The organism is Sulfurimonas sp., assembly GCF_019429335.1.
Classification (GTDB): Bacteria; Campylobacterota; Campylobacteria; order Campylobacterales; family Sulfurimonadaceae; genus Sulfurimonas.
In genome coordinates this window covers 16,290-37,707 of sequence record NZ_JAHYJB010000013.1, presented here as the reverse complement: position 1 = coordinate 37,707, position 21,418 = coordinate 16,290, and the positions used below count along the sequence as shown (strand labels likewise).

Here is a 21,418-nt window from a genome sequence, read left to right as displayed (position 1 = left end):
GATGGTCAAAGTCAGTGCAATTCAGATGCAGATGAGTGAAGATAAAACTTCAAACGTTGATAAGGCTGAGAGATTAACTAGAGAAGCCGCAAAAGGCGGTGCTAAAATCATTCTGCTTCCGGAGCTTTTTGAGGGTTACTATTTCTGCAAAGATATGGATGAAAAGTACTTCTCATGGGCATCTCCAAGGGAAGGCAACAAACTAATAGAGCGATTTAGCACGTTAGCGAAAGAGTTGCATGTAGTTATTTTAATCAGCTATTTTGAGAAGAGCGACGAGGGCTATTTTAACTCTTTAGTCGTAGCAGATGCAAATGGTACTATTATGGATAACTACCGTAAGACGCACATTCCAGACGGCCCAGGATATGAGGAGAAGTTCTACTTTAAACCTGGTAATACGGGATTTAAGGTCTATAATACCGCTTATGCAAAAATTGGTGTCGGAATCTGCTGGGACCAATGGTTTTGTGAGACAGCAAGAGCTTTAACGCTTATGGGCGCTGAGATTATATTCTATCCGACTGCAATCGGAAGCGAACCTGAAATCCATCTTGACTCAAAAAAGCACTGGCAGAGAGTTCAGATGGGACATGCTGCGACAAACACCGTTCCAGTAGTTGTTGCAAATCGTATCGGTGAAGAAAAGGGCGTTGCATGCAGTCTGAATTTCTACGGTTCATCTTTCATAACAGACTATACTGGTGCAAAAATTGCCGAAGCCTCAAGAGATAAAGAGGAGATAATCTACGCCGAGTTTGACATAGATGAGAACCAAAAACAGAGAGACTACTGGGGACTTATAAGAGACAGACGTCCAGAGATGTACAAAAATATCTGTTAGCAGAGACCACTGCACAATGATGCTTTTGCCAAATTTCTTCGTTGAAATTTAGTAAAATCTCGTCATTTACTACAGTAAACTCCTCAATTTGACTTTCGTTTCGCCTCAAACTTGAACAAAATCCTCTATCGTGCATTAGTCCCTAGTTTGGAACTATTATTGCTCTAATAGAGTAAAATAATCCAATAAAGGTTAGAACATGGAGATTGTACTACGCAATAATCTTATTCTTATCACTACGGACTTCGATACACTCAATACTTCGTGGATGAGGGAGTTTTTACACCATCACACCAGAGGTATGCTTTTTCTGCCAAAGGCCGTGCTTGTTTTTAGAAATGAGACGCTGATGGAGGTCAGAGAGGAGTTTTTAAACCAGCTTAGCCAATACCATGCCGTAAAACATGACTTTTCACATGAATTTTTTCTGCGCTCAATGCTCAAATACGGAAACCAGCCTATAAAAATTGAACTAAACAAACTTCAAGAGCCCGAAAATATAAATGTAAATCTCTACGCATACAACAAAGATACCGTCCTCATAACTCTTGACCATCCAAACTCATGGGTTATAAACTATTTACGCTCGCAACTTGAAGTTTATGTCGAGAGAGGTACGGATATCTCTTTGGTTGTTGACGTATCGGATTACAGGGCAAAAGCAAGGCTTGAGAGAGCATTAAACAAGCGACATATTCTGCACTATCAAATCAGCTACAGTTACGACAACCACTTTATAAGCAAGCTTTACAGCGATTTTGCAAGTTACAGCTTCGGCAACCTTTGCAAAGATGAGGAAGATAGAGAGAAGAGCTACTTCTACACTATTTTAGAGTGCCCGATTGGAGCTAGTCAGGATGTGCTTAGAAAGAGCTACAAAAAACTTGCCAAAGCTTACCACCCTGACAAGATTGAGCATGAATCCCCATATATGATAAGGCACTATACCCAGAAGTTTCAGCTTCTTCAAGAGGCTTATTCAGCACTTCGCGCTAGCTAAAAAAGTTATCTATAAGCTCCTCTTTTTTTATGTTTTTAAGCAGCGCCTCAAAATCTTGTGCGCTGTAGAGTGCTAGTTTTTTGCTCTGCCGTGCGAGAAGCTCTTTAGAAAACCCTCTTTTTGAAAATAGAACTATTTGAGTGGGTTCAATACCAAGTTTTTGGCACTTCTCTGAGAGTTTATGCCACTCTTTTTTATTTACCTTGTGATTTGACCATTTACACTCCGCCGCATATACTTTCTCTTGCATTGTTATGGTAAGAATATCTATCTCGACGTTAGCATCCCAATAACTGCCTGAGCTTAGTATCTGTGCGTCTCTAAGGTTGTAGTTAAGCAGAACTTCCGAGAGCTCCTCAAAAACAAGGCTCGTGTAGCTGTGGCGTCTTATTTGAAAATCTTTAAAAAAGCTCTCAAACTTAAACTCTTTTATCTCTCTTGCATGCGGCGCTATAAAGTAAAACCAAAATCTTATAAACGGATGGGTAAAGAGAACTTTATGCGAGATTCTGTGCCTTGCGACCTCTCTTTTTAGCTTGCCCGTGGGGCTTAGAGAGCGAGCAGGCTCCTCTCTTGAAAACTCTATTTGGATGAGCCCTTTCTCTTGCAGAAAGTTAAGAGCGCTTCCGCCGTTTGCGTTGTTAAGTCCTGCCCTATTAAACGCTGAAAAAATCTTTCTGTCCCCTACCGCCAAAGCACGCAAAAGACGTAGATATTCTCTGTTTGAGAAAGTTAAATCCTCTATTTTTTTGTTTATCTCTTCATAGTTTTCAAGCAGAAGTTCTTGGATTAACAGCTCTATTGATTTCGCAGTGTCTATCTCCCATCCAAGACCTCCAAAGATTGCAAAATACTCGATTTGCATCTCCATGTCATCAGGATAGTTTCTTGCATAAAAGGAGCGAAACTGCTCTAGGAGTCTGTTTTTTATCATTGATTTATTCTATCATAATTCACTTCCCCATTTCAACATATCGATACCGTATTTTTCTCTTATTTCTTGGGAGTGTTCCGTTAGTTTTCTCATCTTTTGCTCCTCTGCAAAATTTATAAGTGAGAGCTCTCTTTTTGACTCTCTCGTAAAGCTTGAGCAGTTTATGCTGATTCTAATGACATGTAATCTTTTATGCACATCTGCTTCATTAAAAAGAGACAGACACAGAGAGTCAAACTTTTTCTCAGTAAAGATTTCGCAAAGCATTATGTTTTTGTGCGATTTTTGATTCATCTCATAAGCGATGGATAGATGAAAAACCGTAGGCGTAACCTTTAGTTTCAAGATGGCAAAACTGAGATGGCGGGCAAGAACATGAACTCTTCTTCCTAGCTCATCTCTTTTGAAAATCGGGTCGAATGTTCTTGAGATGCCGATGGATTTGCGTACATGTTTTGTATGAATCTCATCATCGCTAAGTCCGCAAACTCTGGCGTAAAGCTCTTTTGCGTAGGATCCCCACGACTCTAGAGTTCCCTTTCTTTTTTTTAGTTCTCCAAGCGTGTGGATTTGAACACCTAGAAGTTTTGTTTTCATACTCTTGCCGATGCCTGCAAACGCGCCGACAGGAATATTCTCTATAAAATTATCAAGCTCGCAAGGGCGCACAACTCTGCAGCCAAAAGGCTTTGCATGTGAAGTGGCAAGTTTGGCAATGTAGCGGGTCGGTGCCGCACCGATGGAGACGGGGAGTTTTGTCACCTCTTTTATCTCATTTTTTAAATTTTTTATAAAATCCTCAACATCCACGTCTTCAACCCAGCCCTCCAAATCGCAGTAAAATTCATCTATGCTTGCCTGTTCAACAAGCGGGATTTTGGATGACAAAAAGTCGTGAAGCTCATGTGAGAGCTTTTGATAGAGCGACATGTCGGGAGCTTTTATGATGAGATGAGGGCAGAGAGTAAGCGCTTCATTTATGCTCATGGCAGTCTTTACGCCATACGCTCTTGCTTCGTAGCTTGAAGTGGTAAGTATGCCTCGCACGCGCCCATCCTCATCTTTAAAAGCGTCTATGTCGTCATCCTTTTCTTCATAAGCTTTGTAAAAAGTAGGCACAAAAGAGCCTGAGTTCTCGAAGTTGACGGTCTGTTTTTTTGCATCTTTGTTAAATATTTTCGTATCACTCCGCCCGCCGATTGCTACAGGCTTGCCTTCAAGCAAAGGTTCTTTAATGCGAGCGGCACTGACAAAAAAACAATCTATATCTATGTGTATTTTCATAAATGCTATTGTAGATAAATTTCTACATGTAGGTTTAAAATATGGCAAATTGCAAAGATATTTTGTACTTCTTTATATTTTGATACAAAAGCAGTATTTAATATATATTGACGCAAAATTATTTTAAGATACATATTGTAACATTGGACATTATTATGACAAAATTATCACATTATTATTGACTAAAATATAAAAAATAATAATAATTAGTAAAGTTTAATATAAAAGGATCCAAATGAGTGTAAATGTAGATCAGATGAGATTAGAAGAGCAGAAAAAGAACCCTGTGGTGGCGTATATATTATGGTGGTTTCTTGGACTTTTTGGAGCACATCGTTTTTATATGGGTAAAAGTAATGCGGTTACTATGCTAGTTATTACAATAGTAAGTTTTTTTACTATGATAATAGTAGTTGGTTATATTGGATTAATTGCAATGTTTATCTGGTGGGTACTTGATGCAATATCTCTTCATAAATGGGTTAAAGTTTATAACTTAGAACTTATTAATAATTATGAAAAGGCAACAGTAAGTAATAATTAAATACTAAAATCCCATGTATCTGGCGATGTGTATGTAATATATTTTCTATATTCTATATAGGAATCATACATGGGATTAGGCTATAGAAACCCTCTGGAGCTAGAAATATGTTCTCTAGCTCTTTATACTTGCTCTTAGTAAAGTCTTTAGTTCAGCTATCTCCTCTCTTAGCATTGCGAGTTCGCTTTTTGTGTGATTTTCTGCTACATGTACTTCTTGCACGATGTGCTCTTCTTCAACTTTGTTTATAATCGACATCGCGTCAACTACTATAGCTACTATGAGGTTTATCATAACAAAGGTTACGACAAAAATAAAGGGAACAAAGAACATCCATGCCAGCGGATAAACCTCCATAACAGGGCGTACGATTCCCATAGACCAAGACTCTAGCGTCATGATTTGAAAAAGTGTATAGAAAGATTCGCCCAATGTTCCAAACCACTCTGGAAACTTCTCGGAGTAGAGCTGCGTAGCCATGATGGCAAATATGTAAAAGAAGAGTCCCATAAGTGCGGCGATGGATAGCATACCGGGGATAACGCTTATAAGTGCGGTGACTATTTTTCTCATTTGAGGAACGACAGTTATAAGTCTAAAGAGTCTCAGTACTCTTAAAACTCTTAGTATCTCAAAACCTGCACTTATCGGGACAAGCGAGATAGCCACAATGCTAAAGTCAAAAACACTCCACGGGTCTTTGAAAAAAGAGAGCCTGTGAACATAGATACGCATAGCAATCTCTATGGTAAATATTGAGATGACAAGAGTGTTGAAAAGCGAAGTAATTCCGCCAAAATTTGCCATAAACTCTTTTGAAGTCTCCAGCCCCATGGTTATGCCGTTTAGGATAATAAGATAAGTTATAAAGTTAACAAAGCTTTTGCTCTCTACAATCGTCTCGATTTTGCCGTACATGAGATTCCTTTAATTTTTTTTGAAATTTTATCAAGCTTTAAATAACACATGGCAGTTAATTTTATGTCGGTACAATTCGATTATGAAATATATATTACTGATTTTTACTCTTCTTTTTTTTAGTGCATGCAGCATCAAAAACTATGAACATACGCAGACAAAAATCATTACTATAAAATCACCAAAGATGAAGTTTTCAGACGCAGGGTACCTTAGAAACAGCTCGGATGCTATAGAGCTTGAACTATTTATGGCTGGCAAAAACATAGAGAAGATAAGTGTCAATCATCTCATCTGCACGAGTGGTGGATGTATGAGCAAAAGCGGATTTAACAAAGAGTATCTAAATGGTGCCTATCCCGATGATACGCTTCAAAACATCCTGCTCTCCCGTGCAATTTACGGCGGTGCAAACCTGAGCAAAACTCCTGACGGTTTTTCGCAGAGTATAAAAAACGAACATGTAGATATCAGCTACAAGGTAGACTCAAGCGGAGTCTATTTCAAAGATAGAAAAAACAGCATAATTTTTAACATAAAGGATATAGATGAATAAATTTGTAGGGGCACATGTAAGTGCAAGCGGAGGCGTCTTTAATGCGGTGACAAACGCAGTGGCAATCGGCGCAAAAGCGTTCGCACTATTTACAAAAAACCAGAGACAGTGGAACGCCAAAGAGCTTGATGGTGAGACGATAGATAAGTTTAAAAAAGCTTTGCAGACAAGCGGGATTTTGGCAAAACATATACTTCCCCACGACTCATACCTTATAAATCTGGGTCATCCAGAGACGGAAGCTAGGGAGAAGTCGATGGAGGCATTCTTGGATGAGGTGCAGAGATGCTCTCTTTTGGGGCTTGACAGACTTAACTTTCACCCTGGAAGCCACCTAAAGAAGATAAGCGAAGATGAGTGTCTGGGCAATATATCAGATGCTATGAACAGAACGCTGGAGAAAACAGAAGGTGTCAGTTTGGTTCTTGAAAACACGGCAGGGCAGGGAAGCAACCTTGGCTTTAAGTTTGAACATCTGGCGCAAATTATCGATAAAATAGAGGACAAAAGCCGTGTTGGTGTCTGCATAGATACCTGCCACATGTTTAGCGCGGGTTACGATATAAGAACAAGAGAAGCGTACGATAAAACATGGAGCGAGTTTGATAAAATCGTAGGTTTTAACTACCTGATGGGGATGCACATAAACGACTCAAAAGCAAAATTTGAATCGCATGTGGACAGACACAACTCTCTTGGCAAAGGTGAAATCGGGCTTGATGCTTTTAGGTTTATAATGAACGATGAGCGCATGGATGACATCCCGCTTATTCTTGAGACAATCGATGATAGCATCTGGAAAGAAGAGATAGCGCTGCTTTACTCTTTTGAGAATTAAGAGGATGGGGGAGAAGTGAGAAATATTACTCTATTTTTAATGTTGGGAAGCGCTTTGTTTGCGGGGGGATATAAGATACCAGAGACCTCTTTGAACTCGGTTGCTCTTAGCGCGGCAAATGTTGCACATGTTTCAAGTGCCGATTCGGCATACTGCAACCCTGCAAATATGGTTTTTATGAAAAATGAATCTGTTATGGAAGCAAATCTGATGTACATCGGACTTAGCGATGTAAACTATGACGCGGCGGGCATAGATATAGAGTCGAAAAAAGAGAACTTTGTCGTCCCCTCTCTTCACTATGCCTCACATGAGATTGGCGGTGCACGTTTTGGACTTAGCGTAGTCTCTCCTGCAGGACTTTCAAAGAGGTGGGATGATGCTCCTGCTATTTACAGTGCGCAGGAGTTTTCGCTTAAAACCGTTGAGGTAAACCCGAGTGTTGCGTTACCGATAGGCGATAAAATTGCCGTTGCGCTGGGTATTAGAGCAATCTACTCAGAGGGAGTAGTTAAAAATAGTCGCCCCGGCGTCTCGTTGGCTATGGATGGTAACTCCATAGATTTTGGCTATAATGCTGCCCTTACATATAGACCCGCATCTGAGTTTGAGCTTGCACTAACATACCGTTCAAAAGTGGATTTAAGTATGGAGGGTGATGTTGTTATAAACTCTCTGCAAAGTAGCGCATCGGTAAGCGTACCGGTGCCTGCCCTTTTAAATATTGCAGTTGCTTATACATTGGAGAGTAAAACAACGCTGGAGTTTGTATATGAGAGAAATTATTGGTCTGCATATAAGGAGCTCGATTTTGATTTCGGGCAAGGTTTGCCAGATCCTGCACCAATAGCCAAAAACTGGAAAGATACAAATGCTTTTCGTTTTGGCATAACACAAAAGCTAGATGCACTTACCCTCATGGGCGGTGTCGTTATAGACGAGTCGCCGGCACCTGATGCAACGCTTGGGTTTGAGATGCCTGATAGCGACTCCGTTTCGGTCTCGCTTGGCGCGAGATATCAGATAAATGAGAAGATAAATGTAGGTTTGGCTGCACTTTATTCAATAAGAGAGGACAGAAGAGTTTCAAACGCCACTCTAGATGGAGAGTTTTCAAACGCAAACGTGCTGATGGTCTCATCGGCTTTAGAGTATAAATTTTAAGGATATATTTGGAAACATTAATCGATTTTTTAGAAGCAAAAGATATAGAAAAAACGCTTATTTACGCGCAGTTAAAATGCAGCAAAACAGAAGCGCAGCTGTTGCATGCGTTGACAAAAAGGTATATGCGCGGAGAAGATGACGTCCTCATCCTTGAACTGCTGCAGGAGATTTATGGCGATGAGAAGTATGAAGGAATAAAGCATTTAAACGAGGTTAAGCTTCTTTTGGAGCTCGGCTGGCTTCATCAGCAGAGCTTTACGCCGCTTAAAATATCAGAGGTGACGCCTTTGGAACTTTTAAACAGCGCGGTGGGTTTATCTTCGTCATTTTTAAAGCTTCTCCAAGACGGCGCAGCCGAGAGTGAACTGCCGGATATTAAGCCATATACAGACCATTTAGAGTATCTGCAGGACCAGTTTCTTCGCATAGAGCTATATCAGAAGATGAGTGCCATCCGCCAAAATGTCCATGAACACTCGCTTGGGATTGACAGAACGCAGGCAAAACTTAAGCTTCTTGAAAAGCGCATAGAAGAGAGGGTTGAGCAGACCACAGGCAAGCTTGTGCTGGATAAATTTTTTAAACAAAAAAAGATGAGCTCAAAAGAGCAGGTGATTTTTCTAGCCCTCCTTCGCGAGGAGTACAGCGCAACCGACGCCTCTTTGCGCGAGATGAATACGCTTATCGAACTAATATCGCTTGATGAGTATGAGCGTATCAAGAACCGTTCACTCTTAGAGGACGGCTCAAACCTGATTAATGACGGAATTATAGATTATGAGGAGATGCTGAATCCTTTTGGTGGCATTTCACGCGCTTTTTACATCGTCGATGAGGTGCTTCACAGCATAATTCATCCGCAAAAAAATAAAAAGGTTCGCCGAATAAAACTTAATACGCTTATTGACGAGCAGGATATTTTTGAGCTTGTTGAACCCGAGACCTCGCTAAGTGATGTTGTTTTGGCAAGCGAGACACAAGAGACACTTAAAAACCTTATGAGACAGCTTGATAAAGAGGTTGTCGGAAGACTCGTAGAGTGGGGCATTAAAGATAAAAAGAGCGGTATTGACGCAAGAATAATCTTCTACGGCGCGGCAGGAACGGGTAAAACTATGACTGCATATTCGCTTGCAAAGTCGCTTAAACGCCAAGTTTTGGCATTTGACTGTTCAAAAATTCTCTCCATGTATGTCGGAGAGAGCGAGAAAAACGTAAGAAAGATTTTTGACACTTTTTACGATTTGTGTGAGAAAACAAAGAGTGACCCTATACTTTTGTTAAACGAGGCAGACCAGTTTTTGGGCGCGCGCTCAAGCGGAGCAAACAGCGGGGCTGACCAGATGCACAACCAGATGCAGAATATCTTTTTGGAGCAGATTGAGAAGTTTAGAGGCGTGTTAATTGCGACTACCAATCTGCTTGAAAATATAGACAAGGCATTCTCAAGACGCTTTAACTATAAAATAGAGTTTAGAAAACCAAACAAAGAGCAGAGACTCTCTTTGTGGAACAAGATGCTTCCTTTGCATGCGCCATATGAAGAGGGTTTTGACCTAAACGAGCTTGCTGAATACTCTTTAACAGGCGGACAAATAAGCTTAGTGATTAAAAACACTGCATACAAGGTAGCTGTAAGAGAGGAACCTGTTTTTTATTTAAAAGATTTTGAACATGAGATAAAAAAAGAGAAGAGTGCAAGTTTTGACAGTGAAAAATTGATGGGATTTATAAATAAATAAGATTTTTATAAAATTATATTGATGAGTTGTCAATGAAAAATTATCTCAGTTAGATATAGCAGTAGAGGAGAAGAGAAGATGGATGGATATATACTTCTTTCACATGGAAGTAAAGTAAAAGCTTCAAATGAAGAAAGTTTTAAGGTTTTAGAAGAGCTTAGAAAAAATATTCAAAACATAGAGTTGGCCTTTTTGGAATTAGCTGAGCCTGATTTTGAAAATGCCGTAAAACTTCTCAAAAAAGCCGGTGCAACCTCCATAAAAGTTTTACCTCTTTTTTTGGCTCCGGGAAAGCATGTAAAAGAAGATATTCCCTCTCTTAGTGAAGTATGCAGTAAAAAATATAAGATTGAGATTACTGTTTTAGAGTATATTGGGGCAAACAGCGGATATGTAAAGTTGATTGAAGATATCTTGTTATCTGGTAGATAGCATGAAAAAATTTATGCGTCAAGCCGTAAAAGAGGCATTTAAGGGTGTAGAACAAAACCACGGCGGACCTTTTGGAGCCGTAATAGTAAAAGAGGGCAAAATTATTTCAAAAGCTCATAATGAAGTTATAAAACAAAATGACCCGACTTTACATGCCGAGATAAATGCAATTAAAAAAGCTTCCAAAAAACTCCAAACTTTTGATTTAAGCGGATGCGAAATTTATATTACATGCATGCCGTGCCCTATGTGTATGGGAGCGATAAGATGGGCAAATATTAAAACAGTTTACTACGGAGCAACAAGTGACGATGCGGATGCTATTGGTTTTAGGGATAAAGAGTTCTATGAAAAAGAGTTTTTGGAGTTAAAAAATATTGACAGAGAAGAGTGCTTGAAACCATTTGAAGCATGGAGTGCAAAAAGGGATAAAATACTCTACTAATAGTTCAATAATAGTTTTTCAATACTCATAATCAACACCCTATTTTTAAAAAGCTTTTATTAAAGATAAACCAAAGATAGCAATTTTTGGATTGTTAAATCTTTTTGATTCGGTTATTCTTTTAAAAATAAAAGATTGGAGAAAAAGGATGAGTTTTATATCAAATGCAAGCTTGGAAGTTGCAGACAGTGAAGTTTTTTCAATTATTGAAAAAGAGCTAAAGAGACAAACCAATCACTTAGAGATGATTGCTAGTGAGAACTTTACAAGCCCAGCCGTTATGCAGGCTATGGGAAGTGTTTTTACTAACAAATATGCGGAAGGGTATCCATATAAAAGATACTATAGCGGTTGTGAGGAAGCTGACGCTGTTGAGCAGTTGGCGATTGATAGGGTTTGTAAAATCTTTGGCTGTGCTTATGCCAATGTTCAGCCTCACTCAGGAAGTCAAGCAAATGCTGCTGTTTATGCGGCACTCCTTCAAGCAGGAGATAGAATTTTAGGTATGAATCTCTCTGATGGCGGACATTTAACTCATGGAAGCAAACCATCTTTTTCGGGTAAAAACTACTCTGCATTTTATTATGGCGTAGAGCTTGATGGAAGAATCAATTATGATAAAGTTTTAGAAATTGCAAAAATAACTCAACCAAAAATCATAGTTTGCGGTGCTAGCGCATACGCAAGAGAGATAGATTTTAAGAAATTTAAAGAGATAGCCGACGAGGTCGGTGCTATTTTATTTGCCGATATTGCGCACGTTGCAGGTCTTGTTGCTGCTAAGGAGCATATGAGCCCATTCCCTTATGCAGATGTTGTAACAACTACTACACATAAAACTCTAAGAGGTCCAAGAGGTGGCGTGATTATGACAAATGATGAGGAGATTGCTAAAAAAATCAACTCAGCCATTTTCCCCGGAACTCAAGGCGGACCGCTTGTTCACGCTATAGCTGCGAAGGCAGTTGCATTTAAAGAGGTGCTAGATTCATCATGGAGAGAGTACGCAAAACAGGTAAAGGCAAATGCTAAAGTGCTCGAGAGAGTACTGCTTGAGAGAGGATTTGAACTTGTTTCGGGTGGAACGGATAATCATCTTGTTTTGGTCTCATTTTTAGACAAACCTTTCTCTGGTAAAGATGCAGATACAGCTTTAGCAGATGCGGGAATAACTGTAAATAAAAACACAGTTCCGGGAGAGAAGAGAACACCGTTTATAACCTCGGGTATCAGAATAGGAAGCCCTGCAATAACGGCAAGAGGCATGAAAGAAAAAGAGTTTGAGTTTATCGCAAATAAAATCTGCGATGTTTTAGATAATATTGAAGATAAAGTTCTCCATCCTAAAATAAACAAAGAGTTAGAAGAGTTAGCCGGGAATTTTGTGATTTATAATCAATCGACTTACTAAGGTTTTTTTGAGAGTTTGGAGAGGCGATGCATACTTTTAATAGCAACTATATACAGATAGAAAAAGCAATCAAATATATTGATGAGAATTTCAAAGAGCACCCTTCAATTGATGAAGTCGCTAAAAATATCGGCATGAGCAAATACCACTTTATAAGAGTATTTAAAGAGTATGTAGGCGTTACTCCTATGCAGTTTTTACACAGCGTAACACTAAACTATGCAAAAGAGCATATAAAAGAGTCTAAATCCATACTTGAGAGCAGTTTAGATATGGGGCTCTCAAGCTCAAGCAGACTGCATGAACTTTTTGTAAACCTAATCGGGGTAACTCCAAAAGAGTGGAGAGAAAAGGGCAGAGATGTTTTAATAACTTACGGATTTGGAGAAACTCCTTTTGGAGAGGCTTTGATAGGATTTACGGACAAAGGCATCTGTTATTTGGGTTTTATTGATAATAATAAAAATGAAATTTTCAACAGATTTAAAGAACTTTGGGAAAATGCAAATCTTTGTTTCGATGAAAAAGCCGCAAATGAGTACTTAGAGAATATCTTCATAAAAAATAAAAAATACTCCCTATTTGTAAAGGGAACAAATCTTCAGATAAATGTCTGGAGGGCTCTTTTAAATCTGCCAAACAGGATAGTCGCAACCTACCAAGATATAGCAAACTTCCTAGATAAACCAAAAGCAACCAGAGCAGTAGCAAGTGCCATCGGAAGAAACCACATAGGATACTTAATCCCATGTCATAGAGTTCTAAAAGCGGAGCCATGAGCGGTTATAGATGGGGAATTGAGCGTAAAAAGATACTGATTGCTTATGAGTCTTTAAACAAAGAAAAATAGATCACTTTTAAGGGGAGAAATTTCCCCTTTATTTATAATACCTTCCGACACATGTTAAAATATCCACTCTTATAACAGCGGTTGCATTTATCATCTTAAGAGGCATCTCTCTATCTGCCAAATGTGGTGTAAATTTTTCTACGATTTTAGATAAAGCGATTTTTTTCTCATCAAAATCAGTAACAATTGAAGCCGTGCCCTTAGCGATAATGCTATTGAATGCCGTGTTTACATCACAAGGGTTTTCAACACCTTCATGCAACAAAGAGAACATTTCATCTATCTCAAAACAGACATTTGGGTTAAACGCAATATTGTCAATTTTTTTGCCCTTTGGCAAGCCATGCATATATATTTTATCTTCAAAATATACAAAATGCATAGGCAATATATATGGAAAAGCATCTTGAGAAAAAGTCCCAAGTCGTCCAACTTCAGCTCTCAAAAACAGCTCTTCTATCTGCTCTTTGCTTAAGAGGTGTGTTTTAGTTCTATGTCGCATGTTTGCCCTTTTTAAATATATAAATCTAGCACTATTATAGACTAGTTATAGAACTTGAGTCAATCCAAAAATTGCTAACTCTCTTTTGATATTTTTCTTAACTACAGCTTTCTACAGAAGATTTTGAGCAAGAGATTAAAAAAGAGAAAGATGCTAGTTTTGACAGTGAAAAGTTGATGGGTTTTTTAAATAAGTAATTTTTATAATTTTAACAACCTTATGATATTATGTTTAAAATAAATCAGGGGATATTTATGAAAAAAAAATATTGCAGCTCTATATTCTTGTTTTTTAATCGTTAGTTTGGCAGAGGCAGATATGACAGAGAAAAGTTTTTCTCTTAAAACAGTTGACTCGTTTGAAGTTGGAGTGCAGTCATACATGTATGAGTATGAGGAGGAGGTAGAGGGTTCTTTTTTTATGTCTAACAAAGGCACAAAATATGGATTTTCTGCCTCAGCAACCAAAACAATGACAGACGACTATTATCTTAAGGGTGAATTTCGTTATGCCACGGGAGATGTGGAGTACAGGAGTGATTCTGGAGTTGGCGATGTTTCTGATGATTTGTATGAAACGCGTCTTGTTGTCGGAAAAGAAAAAATCACAGACGGTTTTCTTTTAGGTTCATATATAGGTATCGGGTACCGTGTGTTAGAGAATGATTTAAGAGACCTCGGGAGCGGAGGATACCGCCGTACAAGCCAGTATCTATATATCCCAATAGGTATCAATCAGCGTTTTAAAGTCGGCAATAGTGCTCGCATCTCAACAAATATTGAATATGACTATTTTGCATGGGGTGAACAAAAAAGTTATCTTTCTGACGTAAACCCATGGCATGCAGTTGTATATGGTGACCCTGTAAATGAGCAAAAGCATGGCTACGGCTTTAGAATCAGCTCCGCATATGAGCAGCAGAACTGGTCCATAGGAGCTTTTTTTAACTACTGGAAAATAGAAGACTCCCAAAAAAACTATTACTATGACGGTGTATATATACACACGCTGTATGAGCCCAAAAATACGACAAAAGAGGTCGGAGTAGAGTTGAAATATAGATTTTAAAAAAGAAGACAGAGTAGATTAAATGAACAAGTTTATGTATCAAGCCGTTAAAGAGGCTTTTAAGGGTGTGCAACAAAGCCACGGCGGACCTTTTGGCGCAGTCGTCGTAAAAGATGGCAAGATTCTCTCAAAAGCTCACAATCAAGTTCTAAAAACCAATGACCCAACGGCTCATGCCGAGATAAATGCTATAAAAAAAGCCTCAAAAAAATTAAAGACATTTGATTTGAGCGGATGCGAAATCTATACTACATGTATGCCTTGTGCGATGTGTCTAGGCGCTATAAAATGGGCAAATATAAAAACAGTCTATTATGGTGCCTCAAGCAAAGATGCCGACAAAATAGGCTTCAGAGATCAAAAATTTTATGAAAAAAATAATTTAAAAATAATAAACATTGACAGAGCAGAATCCTTAGAGCCTTTTAAAGTGTGAAGCGCGAAAGAGGATAAGATTTTATACTAAGCCATGCATAGGTAAGCGATAAATGGTGATTTTATGTTGCAGACTCTTTGTTTTCGCTTTTAAACTGTTCCGATTTTGACGCAATCTGAAACAATTTTATTTTTGTTTTAAACACCCATCAATAACCCATTAACTTATCTGCAATAAACTCTCCCATAACAAAATTAAAAAGGAATCACATGTTAAAAAAATATATTAAAAAAGGTTTTATCCCTCTGCTTGCCGTAGCATTTTCAGGCAATGCCTTCGCCCACTGCGATACGCTAGACGGTCCTGTTCTCAACGATGCAAGGATTGCTCTAGAGAAAAAGGATATTACTCCAGTCTTAAAATGGGTCAAAGATGCCCATCAGGAGCATGAGATTACCCATGCTTTCAACAGTGCCCTGAAAGTTCGCACAAAAGGAGAAGATGTGCAGGAGATGGCGGACCGTTACTTCTTTGAAACGCTTGTGCGTGTTCACCGTGCAGGAGAAGGCGCCCCTTATACCGGTCTTAAACCTGCCGGCAACGTTGAACCTGCAATAGCGGCGGCCGACAAAGCACTGGAAGCGGGTTCGGTTGACGCTCTTGCCAAAAAAGTAGCCTATGCAGTCGAAACAGCTATCAAAAAGCGCTTTGAAGAGGCTAAAGAAAAAGATGCCCATAAAGAGGAGAGCGTCAAAGAGGGTCGGGACTATGTGGAGGCGTACGTTAGGTACGTCCATTTCGTTGAGGGCATACACAACATGGCAGCCGGCAGCGGCGGACATGACCACGGTTCAAAAAAATCGCACGATAACCATTAAAAAAAAAGGGGGGGGGCGAAGAAATATTGCTCACCCCGTGAATAAATCTCTCAAAATCCGTTGATAGGTAAAGTGATAAAAAGCAGAGATTCTCCCACAGTGGCACAAATGTGTGTTTCGGCTTTACACAAGAGTAATAAAAATTCAAAAAAACATGTAGTATTTAGTAACAGCAACTACTTCAAATAACCTGTTAATCTTTTATTTAATACTCTTTTTGCTACAATCCACGTAAACTGTTTTTTCAAAAAATATGTGAAAATATTTAAGTCAAACGGCTTATGTTTTTATGCGTTTTAAAACAATAACAATAACAAAGGTAGGTTATATGGAGCATGTAGTGACTTCAAATCCGTATTTTGGGATATTTGTACTTTTTCTTCTGACATTCGGTGCATTTACGGTTACGACAATCGTAGCTCGTTTGGCAAGCCGTGCATTGGCAGCTAAAAACAGTGAAAAGATTAAGTTGTCGGTTTATGAGTGTGGACCTGAGGTTACAAAGCAGCCAAACAGAATCTCTCCACAGTTTTATCTGTTTGCACTGCTTTTTTTGCTCTTTGACGTAGAGATAATCTTTATGTTTCCATGGGCAGTTGATTTCAAGTTGCTCGGATGGTTTGGCTTTGCTGAGATGTTAATGTTTATACTGCTTTTAACTATCGGTTTTGTATATGCATGGAAAAAAGGAGCGCTAGAATGGCACAACATAAAATAAATTATACGCAAAACGGTGGCTTGCCGGTTGCTCTTACGAGTATAGATAAAATAGTAAACTGGGGTCGTTCAAACTCTATTTGGGCGCTTACTTACGGACTTGCTTGCTGCGGTATCGAGATGATGGCGTCAGGCGCTTCAAGATATGACTTCGATAGATTTGGAACAATCTTTAGGGCATCTCCTCGTCAAGCGGATGTTATGGTCGTAGCAGGAACGCTTACAAAAAAACATGCTGAGTTTATTAAAAGACTTTATGACCAGATGGCAGAGCCAAAGTGGGTTATATCTATGGGTTCATGCGCAAATACAGGCGGTATGTTTAATACTTACGCTACCGTTCAGGGAGTTGATAGAATCATCCCTGTTGACTTGTATCTTCCAGGGTGTGCTCCTCGTCCAGAGACGCTTCAGTACGGTGTTATGTTATTACAGAAAAAAATTCGTGCCAACAAAGCTTCAAGAGCACAAAAAGCTAAAAGGTTGATGTAGATGAGAGCTTATAAACCTAAAGACGATGTACAGAAAAAAGCGTACTATACAGACAGATTTTATGTGTCACCTCAAGTGCCGAAATTTTCGGTTGAAGATGATGAGGTGTTTGCTCATGATTTAGAGGCTATAAGAGCAAAAGTTGAAGTTCTTGACGCATATATACAAGTAGGTCAGATGGTTGTTTTCATCAAGCCAGAGGATAACTATAAAGTTTTAGAACTCTTAAGAGACAGATGTGAATATACGCAGCTAAGTGAAATGAGTGCGATTGACTGGCTTGCAAAAAGAGGCGGTTTTGAGGTTTTTTACCAGATGCTTAGCATGAACAAACGCAAACGTCTGCGTATAAAAATGTTCATTAACAAAGGCGAGGCTGTAAATTCCGTTGAAAAGCTTTTCCGCTCGGCAGACTGGTCTGAGCGTGAAATGTTTGACATGTTCGGCATTGAAGCAAACGGACATCCGTTTATGAAGAGAATTCTTATGCCTAATGACTGGCAGGGACATCCGCTTCTAAAAAGTTATCCTCTGCAGGGTGATGAGTTTGCCTCATGGTATGAAGTTGACAAGATTTACGGTAAAGAGGCGCGTGATATTATCGGGCCTGAACTTCGTGATACTGCAAAAGTGGACAGATACGACTCTGAGAGATTCGCACGTCTTGGACATGAAGTACCTAAGGGGACTAAGATAACGGGCAACGAGCCTAAGAATGAGCAGAACTATCAAGAAGATGGCGGTGTTTTTATGATTAAAAAATTCGATAAAAAAGATTCGGTCGTTATTGACGACCCTCAAAGATAGGGAGTACCATGCAAGTAAAAAACAGATTAACCCCGTTTTTTGAAAATATCACTTTTGATAGAGAAGACAATGAGATGATATTAAACTTCGGTCCTCAGCATCCCTCTGCTCACGGACAGTTACGTTTAATGCTCCATCTTCAGCAGGAGATGATTGTAAAAGCGCATCCGGATATAGGATATCTTCACCGCGGTATGGAGAAGATGGCTGAAAATATGATCTATAACGAGTTTATGCCTACAACCGACCGTATGGACTATATCGCATCATCTGCAAACAACTACGGATTTGCACTCTCAGTTGAGAGACTTATCGGTCTTGAAGTTCCTCGCCGTGCAAAAGTTATCCGTATGATGCTTCTTGAGATTAACCGTATCATGTCACACCTTTTCTGGCTGGCAACAACCGCTCTTGATATCGGCGCTATGACGGTTTTTCTTTTTGCTTTCCGCGAGAGAGAGCATCTGATGGATATTATCGAGGGGTACTGCGGAGCTAGACTTACACATGCTGCTATTCGTATCGGCGGCGTCCCTCTTGACATTCAAGATAGTTTTATCGCTCAGCTTCGCACATTTTTAGACAAGCTTCCGGCGAATATCAAAGATTATGAAGATCTTCTTAATACCAACCGTATCTGGCTGATGAGAATGGAAGAGGTCGGAATAATCTCAAAAGAGATGGCGCTTTCATGGGGTTGTACAGGTCCAATGTTAAGAGCTTCTGGCGTTGCTTGGGATATCCGTAAAGAGGAGCCGTACGAGCTTTACGATGAAGTAGAGTTTAAAGTACCTTACTCTGACAAAGGTGACAACTTCGCAAGATACCGCATCTACATGGAAGAGATGAGAGAGTCCGCAAAGATTCTTTACCAGACAATCGACATGTACGAGAAATGTGTCAAAGACAATCAGACAGAGTTAATGGCTCATGCGCCGAAATATGTCTCTGCTCCAAAGCTTGACATCATGACGCAAAACTACTCTTTGATGCAGCACTTTGTTCTTGTAACGCAGGGCATGAGACCTCCTGTAGGAGAGGTTTATGTAGCAACCGAGTCTCCAAAAGGTGAACTTGGTTTTTATATCAACTCTCAAGGCGGACCATACCCGTATAGACTAAAACTTCGCGCGCCCTCATTCTGGCATACCGGAATATTGACCGACCTTTTACCTGGTCACTATATTCCTGACGTTGTTTCTATAATCGGCACAACAAATATCGTTTTTGGAGAGGTTGACCGCTAATGAAAAATTTTAATAATATTTCTCTCATCGTCAGATGTAGCTTTAGTGAGGGGAATTTTGCAAAGAATTCACTTCTTTGTAAAAGGAGATATATATGAAAAGATATGATTTAAGACATTTAAAAGATAATTTTGAGCCTAGAATGAGAGAGATTTTATCATCTCATAAAGCTGGTGAAGTTGCAATCTTTCTGTTTGAAATCGGTGATTTTTCGCCTATACAGAGATCTGCGGATTTGGTAAAAGAGTGTGGATATGAGCTATTAAACTCATTAAAATTCAACGAAGTCGACTGGACTATCGTAACAAAAAAATAAGCAGGATCTGAATTTTGAGCAAAGTATATTTTTCTACTTGGAATGGCGAGTTTGTCAACAATATTAACACGCCTGCAGAGGAGTGGAAAGAGTCAGCCTATAACCTGCCGGCACAATATGACAGCCACCGCGAATCAAAAGCTTTTATAGGCTGGGACGGAGTTGCGCTTTTTGATGAAAACGTAGATGTTATCCGTCTTGCAATGGAGTACGCTGCGCAGTATCAAGAGTACTCTGAGGCATGCGGAAGATGTGCGCCTGGGCGTTGGGGAGGCAGAATTCTATATGACCAGCTTGACAAGATTGCACGCGGTGAGGGAAGCAGAGCTGATTTGGACCATTTAAAAGAGATCGGCAAAAGTATGCAGATAACTTCAAAATGCGAGATTGGAAAAACTGTTCCAAACCCTATTATTGATCTGATGACGCACTTTGAAGATGTGTTTTTGGAGTGTATAGATAAGCAAAAGCCCTCAAAGCACTATCATGAGACAATAGGTTACATTGCAAAAATAACATCGCCATGTTCTGATGCTTGTCCTTCACATGTAGATATTCCTGCATATATTGAGGGAGTAAGAGACCTTAGAATGGACGACTCTCTTATGGCTACCCGCCAGACTATGCCGCTTGCACATGTTTGCGGACGTGTCTGTCCTCATCCTTGTGAAGAGGCTTGTCGCAGAAGTAATCTTGATGAGCCGATATCGATTATGTCGCTTAAGCGTTTAGGTGCCGATTGGGAGACTGATCATGGATATGATTTCTTCCATCCTATGGAGAAAAAATCAAGCATCGGCAAAAGAGTTGCCGTTATCGGCGCTGGTCCTGCGGGTCTTACAACCGCCTACTATCTTGCGGCTGAGGGCATAGAAGTTGATGTTTACGAAGAGCTTCCGGTGCTTGGCGGGGAAGTTGCAGTAGGTGTCCCTGAATACAGAATGCCGATTGACAAATATAACAAAGATATTGAGTGTGTCAAAGATATGGGTGTTAATTTTTTAGTAAACTCTAAAATCAACGCCGATGATATGAGAAGATTTGAGAGCGAGTATGATGCGACAATGGTTGCAACGGGTACAAGAATCTCTAAAAAAGTATATTGTGATAACGAGAGAGCTGAAATAAAAGGCTATTGGGGTGCAATCGACTTTTTGGACAAGGTAAATCTTTATGAGAAGTATGGCTATACAATCACAAAAGCTGAGCAGGAAGAGAATCTTTTAACAACTGATTATGTTGATTTAACAGGTAAAACTCTTGTGTGTGTCGGCGGCGGTTTTACATCTATGGACGTTGTTCGCTGTGCAATCCGCGCTAATGCGAAAAAAGTTTATATGATTTACCGCAGAGATGAAAAAACAATTATTAAAAATACTACCTATGAAGAGTACCGCGAGGCTGTTGAAGAGGGCGTAGAGTTTCTTTTCCACTCTGCAGTTGCACAGATGAGAGATGAAGATAATATCTTAAAATCTCTTTTGGTAGACAAGTTTGAACTGGTTCCTAATCCAAACGGAGGACGTGCAGAGCTTGTAAAAATCGAGGGTGCTTCTTATGAAATAGAGGCTGACTATATTATCCCTGCGGTTTCTCAGTCGGCTGACCTTGAACTTCTCCCCCAAGAGTGGGAGATTGAGAAGACCTCTTGGGCTACTATCAAGACAAACGGCAAGGATTATATGACATCGCGCAAGGGCATTTTTGCTTCAGGTGATTGTGAATACGGCCCGATGACTATTGTAAATGCGGTAGGTCAGGCAAAACGTGCAGCTTCAGTTATGGCTCGCTATGTTCAGAGTGGCGAGGTTAGTTTAAGTGACGATGAGATTATGGAAGACCACTTAAGAAAGCTTCGCGTTTATGACAAGAAAGAGAAGATTACAGGCTGGTTAAAAGGTGTTGCTAGAGAGCACTCTACGGTACTTGATGTTGATGATAGAAAACATAACAACAAAGAGGTAAAGCTGGGCTTTACTCAAGAAGAGGCCATGAGCGAAGCCCAGCGCTGTATGCGTTGTTACTATATCGCGATGGTACAGGCGTAGAG

At 39.7% G+C, this 21,418-nt stretch carries 24 protein-coding genes; 20 read left to right on the top strand and 4 right to left on the bottom strand.

The window, feature by feature from the left end; genetic code table 11:
- The first annotated feature begins 1 nt into the window (after window position 1).
- Both aguB and K0A91_RS06385 read left to right on the top strand, forming a co-directional pair.
- The gene (gene aguB, locus K0A91_RS06390; protein ID WP_295009126.1) at window positions 2–844 is read left to right on the top strand and encodes an N-carbamoylputrescine amidase; all 843 of its coding nucleotides are present in this window, start codon (window positions 2–4) and stop codon (window positions 842–844) included.
- A 199-nt stretch (window positions 845–1,043) separates the two neighbouring features.
- Window positions 1,044–1,844, top strand: a complete 801-nt coding sequence (locus tag K0A91_RS06385; protein ID WP_295009124.1) for a J domain-containing protein — start codon at window positions 1,044–1,046, stop codon at window positions 1,842–1,844.
- Here the strand turns inward: K0A91_RS06385 and K0A91_RS06380 are convergent.
- Both K0A91_RS06380 and K0A91_RS06375 read right to left on the bottom strand, forming a co-directional pair.
- Window positions 1,837–2,778, bottom strand: coding sequence for a DUF234 domain-containing protein (locus tag K0A91_RS06380; protein ID WP_295009122.1), 942 nt, complete (start codon window positions 2,776–2,778; stop codon window positions 1,837–1,839). The two genes, K0A91_RS06385 and K0A91_RS06380, sit on opposite strands and share 8 nt — an antisense overlap.
- A gap of 12 nt (window positions 2,779–2,790) precedes the next feature.
- Complete coding sequence (locus tag K0A91_RS06375; RefSeq protein ID WP_295009120.1) at window positions 2,791–4,062, bottom strand: DNA polymerase IV; 1,272 nt, start codon at window positions 4,060–4,062, stop codon at window positions 2,791–2,793.
- Window positions 4,063–4,297: 235 nt separating this feature from the next.
- Between K0A91_RS06375 and K0A91_RS06370 the strand changes: the two genes are divergently transcribed.
- Entirely contained in the window at window positions 4,298–4,606 is a 309-nt protein-coding gene (locus tag K0A91_RS06370; RefSeq protein WP_295009118.1) for a TM2 domain-containing protein, read from the top strand.
- 114 nt (window positions 4,607–4,720) lie between these two features.
- Here the strand turns inward: K0A91_RS06370 and K0A91_RS06365 are convergent, their stop codons facing one another.
- Window positions 4,721–5,524: an ion transporter gene (locus K0A91_RS06365; protein WP_295009116.1), complete on the bottom strand. Its 804-nt coding sequence runs from the start codon at window positions 5,522–5,524 to the stop codon at window positions 4,721–4,723.
- Between the two features lie 82 nt (window positions 5,525–5,606).
- On the opposite strand from K0A91_RS06365, the gene K0A91_RS06360 reads away from it, so the two are divergent.
- From K0A91_RS06360 to K0A91_RS06325, 8 genes are all read left to right on the top strand, one after another.
- Window positions 5,607–6,080 carry a hypothetical protein gene (locus K0A91_RS06360; RefSeq protein WP_295009114.1) on the top strand — a complete coding sequence of 158 codons (474 nt, stop codon included), beginning with the start codon at window positions 5,607–5,609 and terminating at the stop codon, window positions 6,078–6,080.
- A complete protein-coding gene (nfo, locus tag K0A91_RS06355) occupies window positions 6,073–6,918 on the top strand; it encodes a deoxyribonuclease IV (protein WP_295009112.1) in 846 nt (281 codons plus the stop codon). Before K0A91_RS06360 ends, nfo begins: the two co-directional genes overlap by 8 nt.
- 15 nt (window positions 6,919–6,933) lie before the next feature.
- Window positions 6,934–8,082: an outer membrane protein transport protein gene (locus K0A91_RS06350; protein ID WP_295009110.1), complete on the top strand. Its 1,149-nt coding sequence runs from the start codon at window positions 6,934–6,936 to the stop codon at window positions 8,080–8,082.
- Window positions 8,083–8,090: 8 nt separating this feature from the next.
- Window positions 8,091–9,827 (top strand): ATP-binding protein, encoded by a 1,737-nt coding sequence (locus K0A91_RS06345; protein WP_295009108.1) that lies wholly within the window; start codon window positions 8,091–8,093, stop codon window positions 9,825–9,827.
- Between the two features lie 78 nt (window positions 9,828–9,905).
- Window positions 9,906–10,259 carry a CbiX/SirB N-terminal domain-containing protein gene (locus tag K0A91_RS06340; protein WP_295009106.1) on the top strand — a complete coding sequence of 118 codons (354 nt, stop codon included), beginning with the start codon at window positions 9,906–9,908 and terminating at the stop codon, window positions 10,257–10,259.
- A gap of 1 nt (window position 10,260) precedes the next feature.
- A complete protein-coding gene (locus K0A91_RS06335) occupies window positions 10,261–10,704 on the top strand; it encodes a nucleoside deaminase (protein ID WP_295009104.1) in 444 nt (147 codons plus the stop codon).
- 148 nt (window positions 10,705–10,852) lie between these two features.
- Window positions 10,853–12,115: a serine hydroxymethyltransferase gene (locus tag K0A91_RS06330; RefSeq protein WP_295009102.1), complete on the top strand. Its 1,263-nt coding sequence runs from the start codon at window positions 10,853–10,855 to the stop codon at window positions 12,113–12,115.
- Between the two features lie 26 nt (window positions 12,116–12,141).
- The gene (locus K0A91_RS06325) at window positions 12,142–12,894 is read left to right on the top strand and encodes a methylated-DNA--[protein]-cysteine S-methyltransferase (protein ID WP_295009100.1); all 753 of its coding nucleotides are present in this window, start codon (window positions 12,142–12,144) and stop codon (window positions 12,892–12,894) included.
- Window positions 12,895–12,993: 99 nt separating this feature from the next.
- Here the strand turns inward: K0A91_RS06325 and K0A91_RS06320 are convergent, their stop codons facing one another.
- Window positions 12,994–13,467, bottom strand: a complete 474-nt coding sequence (locus tag K0A91_RS06320) for a pyridoxamine 5'-phosphate oxidase family protein (RefSeq protein WP_294927869.1) — start codon at window positions 13,465–13,467, stop codon at window positions 12,994–12,996.
- Between the two features lie 318 nt (window positions 13,468–13,785).
- Here K0A91_RS06320 and K0A91_RS06315 point away from each other — a divergent pair, with 318 nt between their 5' ends.
- The 9 genes from K0A91_RS06315 to K0A91_RS06275 all read left to right on the top strand — a co-directional run bounded on the left by K0A91_RS06315 (window position 13,786) and on the right by K0A91_RS06275 (window position 21,416).
- Window positions 13,786–14,535, top strand: a complete 750-nt coding sequence (locus K0A91_RS06315) for a hypothetical protein (RefSeq protein ID WP_295009098.1) — start codon at window positions 13,786–13,788, stop codon at window positions 14,533–14,535.
- A 22-nt stretch (window positions 14,536–14,557) separates the two neighbouring features.
- The gene (locus tag K0A91_RS06310; RefSeq protein ID WP_295009096.1) at window positions 14,558–14,971 is read left to right on the top strand and encodes a nucleoside deaminase; all 414 of its coding nucleotides are present in this window, start codon (window positions 14,558–14,560) and stop codon (window positions 14,969–14,971) included.
- A 209-nt stretch (window positions 14,972–15,180) separates the two neighbouring features.
- Entirely contained in the window at window positions 15,181–15,789 is a 609-nt protein-coding gene (locus tag K0A91_RS06305) for a DUF6448 family protein (RefSeq protein ID WP_295009094.1), read from the top strand.
- Window positions 15,790–16,117: 328 nt separating this feature from the next.
- Window positions 16,118–16,507, top strand: coding sequence for an NAD(P)H-quinone oxidoreductase subunit 3 (locus K0A91_RS06300; protein WP_295009140.1), 390 nt, complete (start codon window positions 16,118–16,120; stop codon window positions 16,505–16,507).
- Window positions 16,489–16,998 (top strand): NADH-quinone oxidoreductase subunit B, encoded by a 510-nt coding sequence (locus K0A91_RS06295; RefSeq protein WP_295009092.1) that lies wholly within the window; start codon window positions 16,489–16,491, stop codon window positions 16,996–16,998. Before K0A91_RS06300 ends, K0A91_RS06295 begins: the two co-directional genes overlap by 19 nt.
- Window positions 16,999–17,805: an NADH-quinone oxidoreductase subunit C gene (locus K0A91_RS06290; protein ID WP_295009090.1), complete on the top strand. Its 807-nt coding sequence runs from the start codon at window positions 16,999–17,001 to the stop codon at window positions 17,803–17,805. It abuts the gene before it with no gap.
- 8 nt (window positions 17,806–17,813) lie between these two features.
- Complete coding sequence (gene nuoD / locus K0A91_RS06285; RefSeq protein WP_295009088.1) at window positions 17,814–19,052, top strand: NADH dehydrogenase (quinone) subunit D; 1,239 nt, start codon at window positions 17,814–17,816, stop codon at window positions 19,050–19,052.
- A gap of 94 nt (window positions 19,053–19,146) precedes the next feature.
- On the top strand, window positions 19,147–19,368 hold the full coding sequence (locus tag K0A91_RS06280; RefSeq protein WP_295009087.1) for an NADH-ubiquinone oxidoreductase subunit E family protein: 222 nt from the start codon (window positions 19,147–19,149) through the stop codon (window positions 19,366–19,368).
- A gap of 14 nt (window positions 19,369–19,382) precedes the next feature.
- Window positions 19,383–21,416: an FAD-dependent oxidoreductase gene (locus tag K0A91_RS06275; protein ID WP_295009085.1), complete on the top strand. Its 2,034-nt coding sequence runs from the start codon at window positions 19,383–19,385 to the stop codon at window positions 21,414–21,416.
- The last annotated feature ends 2 nt before the right edge of the window (window positions 21,417–21,418 follow it).